This is a genomic window from Nitratifractor sp. (genome assembly GCF_015487065.1).
Taxonomy (GTDB): Bacteria; Campylobacterota; Campylobacteria; order Campylobacterales; family Sulfurovaceae; genus Nitratifractor.
This window is the reverse complement of the sequence record NZ_WFQN01000007.1, coordinates 1-4,107: the sequence shown is the minus strand read 5'-3', so window position 1 is coordinate 4,107 and position 4,107 is coordinate 1. Positions and strand designations below refer to the sequence as shown.

The window sequence follows — 4,107 nt, the reverse complement described above, 5'->3', positions numbered from 1 at the left end:
TCACAAGGGTATAGAAAAAGGAGGGGTAGAACATCCCCACCGTCGCCAGGGCGCTGCCCAGGAGCCCCGCTACCTTGTAGCCGATGAAGGTCGCGGTGATGAGAAAGGGCCCGGGGGTGATCTGCCCGAAGGCGATCCCGTCGGCGAATTCTTTGAGCGTCAGCCAGTGGTGGGAGACCACCGCCTCCTGCTGAAGCAGCGGCATAATGGTCATCCCGTTGCCGAAAGCCACGGCCCCCACCTTGAACATCGACCCGAGCAGCTGCCCTCCCTCGGACTGCCAGAAAATCCCCAACGCCAGCAATCCGGCGAAGAGCGCTCCGCTGAAGAGCAGCCCCGCCAGGCGCCACTGCCACTTGCCGGGGATCGGAACCGCCGTTTGGGGACTTTGCTTTTGCATCTCGGGCTTTTCCTTCCAGAAGAGCGCCAGCCCCAGGACAATGGCGAGCAGAATGATCCAGAAGGCGTTGACGTGAAAGAGCATCAGCACGAAAGCAAGCCCCGCCAGAAAGGCCGTCCCCCCTCCGGAAATATACCGCCCGGAGAAATCGATGGCCACGTGGAGCACGATCCCCACCACCATCGCCTCCAGAGCGATAAAGAGGGGATGGACCCAGCTCACCTGCCCGTAGCGGAAATAGAGCCAGGAGAGCAGCAGCATCAACAGATAGGAAGGAAGGACAAAGAGAAAGGTAGCGAGAAAAGCGCCGACGAAGCCCTTGATCCGATAGGCGGCATAGGCGGCGAGGTTGAAGAGGATGGGGCCGGGATAGAGCTGCACCATCGCCAGCCCCTCGTCCATCTCCTCCTGACTCAGCCAGCGCCTCCCGATGATGAGAGCTTTGAGCTGCTGGAGCATCGCCATACTGTAGGCGGTCAGACCGATGAGGAAAAAGGCCCGGCTCAACTGCCAGAGGGAAGGGCTTTCTCTCTCTACAGCCTGTGAATCCCCTTCGCTCTTCGTTTTCATAGGTCATCCTTTTTAAGCACAATCTCGATATCCAAGGCATCGAAGAGTTCCCGGACATTCTCGTCCAGCTTTGTGGGCCCCATGATGATGCGGTCCGTATGGATGGAGAGGAGATAGCCCAGCAGTCGGAACGATTTTCCTTTCGTAGCTTTGCGGGCAGGGTTTTGCACGATTTTTCTGCCGAGGAGCTCCCTGCCCTCTTTCCAGTGTTCGATCTCGAGCCAGTCGGCACGGCCGAATTCCCGGCTCAGGGTTTTCTTGTCCGGCCCAAGGAGCCTAACGACAGTGAGATAGGGAGGATGGTCGGGTTCGTAATGAATCGTCACCGATTCGAGCGAGGGCAACTCTGCATGCAGTCGCTGCACCACTTCGTCGATACTTTGGTGTGCTTTGACCGCATTTACCTCGGCGACTTTCACTTCGATATCTGCGAAATAGACGCTGCCGGATTTTCGGACATAGAGACGTTTGATCCCAGTGATGTCCGGCTCGGACATCACGATCTTGCGTACTTTATCGTATATCTCCGTATCGGCCGCGTCGAGCAGGGAGAGGAGTCCCTCCCTCAGGACGTCGAAGGCCCCTTTGAAGATCATCAGCACGATGAAAACGACGGCGACTTCCTGAGCGTAGGGAATGCGATACTGGTGGGCGACGAGCCCGATGACGACGATCAGCCCCGAACCGATATCCCCCAGCCAGTTGATGGCATCGGCCCGTACACCGGGTGAACCGAGCCGCTGCGCCGCCCGGAGCTCGAAAAAATAGAAGAGCGCCTGGATCAGCAGAAGCGCCAGGATGAAAGCGACCGTCGGCCAGACATTCCCGGGGGTTCGGATCCCCGCTTCGAAAAAGACCGAATGGATGATCTCGTATCCGGCGTAGAGAATCCCCAAGCCCCCCAGAACCGCGGCCATATCCTCGAGTTTGTGCATCCCGTTGGGGAAGCGTTTGGAGCGGTGATTGGCGAAAAAGAGGGCCAGGAAGATCAACAGCGCCCCGAAAACATCGGAGGTGGAGTGGATGCCGTCGGCGATAAGCAATGTGGAACCCATCGCCCAGCCCCACGCCAGTTTCGCCGCCGCGAGCGCGGCGTTGAGAAAGGTCGAGGCAAGCAGCCAGTTCTTTTTCTCATCCTTCCCCTGTTTACGGGATGTCGTCATCCTATACTCCTACTAAGTTTGTGTCCCGATTATAACCGGATGAACGCGGCTTTGTCATCCAGAATTTGAGACAGGACACCGATAGCCCGGATTCCGGACAAATTCGGAATGAGGAACGTTTCCGGAGAATTAGAATCTCCCGAATTTCAGAGCAGGAAATACGTCAGTTGTTCTGAAGATCGATGCGGAAGGGATACCGGCTATTAATGGGGTTCTTTATCGGTCCGGCACTTTTTTGCCCGTTCTTCTTCGATCTCTTTGACTTTCTTTTCCAGATCCAGCAGCATCTCGTACTGTTCGGAATGGGTGCGACCATGCTCCTCCATCCGTTGCTTTCTCTCCTCGATAGTTTCGAGCCACTCGTCGACGATCTCGTCGGGGATGGAGCAGTCCGTGGCCTCTTTTTTCTCGTTGTCGACGATCCAGTCGGCGATCTTTTTCATCATATGTATCATTGCAGGTCCTTTAGAAGTGGAGCTTCAGAAGCCCCATGATCATTTTGGCCGCCAGCAGCAGCAGGAGTACAGCGATGAGCTTTTTGACCTGGGCGGGGGTGAGGCGGTAGTGCATGATGAAGTCCCCCAGATAGCCTCCCAGCACCGCCGCGACAGTGACCACTCCCAGGAGCACCCAGTCCATCTGCACGAAGCTGAGATAGGTGAAAAAGGCCCCCAGAGAGGAGAAGGGGATGATGAAGCTCACCGCGTAGGCGGCCTTTTTGGCATCGAAGCCCAGCAGAATCAGCAGCGGCATGATCAGCGCTCCGCCACCCACGCCGATCATCCCCGAGATGATCCCCACGACGAAACCGATGAGAAAGAGGATCCAGGCTTTGTCGTAGACCACCTTGGTCTCCCGTTTGGTGTAGAGCAGCAAAATCGCCGCGGTGATGAGGAAAGCGACCAGGATCCATTTGACCACGACGACGGGAACGTATTGGGAACTCCAGGCCCCCAGAGGCGTGGCCAGCAAAATGGCGATGACCAAAGGCAGGGCGAATTTGATATCCAGCACTCCCCGGAAGAAGTTCATCACCGAAGCGGTAATCGTAGAGGAGCTGTTGATAAAAAGCCCGATGGCTTTGGCAAGATTCAGGGGCATCCCCATCATGTTGAAGGTGGGTACCAGTACGATGGCCGAGCCCACTCCTCCCATGGCGAAGAGGGTGGAGAGTCCCAGAGTCAGGAGGAAATAGATCCCGTAGTGGATCAACTCCGGCGTGCTCATGGCTTAGAGCTTCAGATCTTTGGCTTTGCCGCCTTTGAGGCGTTCCATCAGACCCAGCAGGCCGCCGACCAGGTATTTGACGTCGTAACCTTTGGAAGCCAGGTAGGTGCGGGCCATATTGGAGCGGTCGCTCTTGGGGCAGGCGACGACGAGGAGCTTGTCTTTGGGAAGTTCGTCGAGACGCTCGGGCAGTTCGTTGGCCGGGATCTGGAGGCCGAAGTTGACCTGCCAGACTTTGGTTTCAAAGGGCACGCGGATATCGATGAGCTCCGCTTCGCCTTTGTTGTAGAGCTCGATGAACTCCTCGATATCGATGCGCATATTTTTCATTTCGCTGGGGACGATGTTCAGTGGAAAGGTGTTCATTTTTTACTCCTTGTTTTTGTGTTAAGTGTTATGTGTTACGTGTTACGATTTTTGGCGGTTGTCCGCACACAATGCCGTTGCCGGAGGCAACTCGATGCCCGATGCCGATCCGCGAAGCGGATCTCAATGCCCACCGAATCTAGCGGATCTTCTCCATATAGTTCTTCGCCCGGTCTCCCCGCAGGTAGTCGACGATGCCGAGCATTCCGTCGGTGAGGTATCGAGCCTCGAAGCCTTTGAGCTTGAGAAAGAGCCGGGCGATCTCGGCCCGGTCGTAGTGGGGGCACATCGTGACGATGGTCATATCCCGATCCAATTCGTCAAGGCGGTCGGGAAGTTCGTTGAGGGGGATGTGCTGGCCGAAGCCGATGTGCCATGCCT

General features: G+C 56.6%; 6 protein-coding genes. All 6 read right to left on the bottom strand.

Annotation, left to right across the window (positions count from 1 at the left end; genetic code table 11):
* Window positions 1-970: chromate efflux transporter (gene chrA / locus F8I07_RS00320; protein WP_292654242.1), on the bottom strand; the 970-nt coding region annotated here is incomplete at its 3' end.
* Window positions 967-2,133, bottom strand: coding sequence for a cation diffusion facilitator family transporter (locus F8I07_RS00315; protein ID WP_292654240.1), 1,167 nt, complete (start codon window positions 2,131-2,133; stop codon window positions 967-969). The genes F8I07_RS00315 and chrA, both read right to left, overlap by 4 nt.
* Before the next feature lie 203 nt (window positions 2,134-2,336).
* Complete coding sequence (locus F8I07_RS00310) at window positions 2,337-2,588, bottom strand: hypothetical protein (protein WP_292654238.1); 252 nt, start codon at window positions 2,586-2,588, stop codon at window positions 2,337-2,339.
* A 10-nt stretch (window positions 2,589-2,598) separates the two neighbouring features.
* On the bottom strand, window positions 2,599-3,360 hold the full coding sequence (locus F8I07_RS00305; RefSeq protein WP_292654235.1) for a sulfite exporter TauE/SafE family protein: 762 nt from the start codon (window positions 3,358-3,360) through the stop codon (window positions 2,599-2,601).
* Window positions 3,361-3,363: 3 nt separating this feature from the next.
* A complete protein-coding gene (locus F8I07_RS00300) occupies window positions 3,364-3,726 on the bottom strand; it encodes a rhodanese-like domain-containing protein (RefSeq protein WP_292654232.1) in 363 nt (120 codons plus the stop codon).
* Window positions 3,727-3,865: 139 nt separating this feature from the next.
* The coding region (locus F8I07_RS00295) for a rhodanese-like domain-containing protein (protein WP_367264219.1) at window positions 3,866-4,107 on the bottom strand (242 nt) is incomplete at its 5' end.

Excerpts from the sequence above, each read along its gene's own strand:
- F8I07_RS00300 (WP_292654232.1), bottom strand. The coding sequence starts at position 3,726 with ATGAACACCTTTCCACTGAACATCGTCCCCAGCGAAATGAAAAATATG.
- F8I07_RS00305 (WP_292654235.1), bottom strand. The coding sequence starts at position 3,360 with ATGAGCACGCCGGAGTTGATCCACTACGGGATCTATTTCCTCCTGACT.
- F8I07_RS00315 (WP_292654240.1), bottom strand. The coding sequence starts at position 2,133 with ATGACGACATCCCGTAAACAGGGGAAGGATGAGAAAAAGAACTGGCTG.
- F8I07_RS00310 (WP_292654238.1), bottom strand. The coding sequence starts at position 2,588 with ATGATACATATGATGAAAAAGATCGCCGACTGGATCGTCGACAACGAG.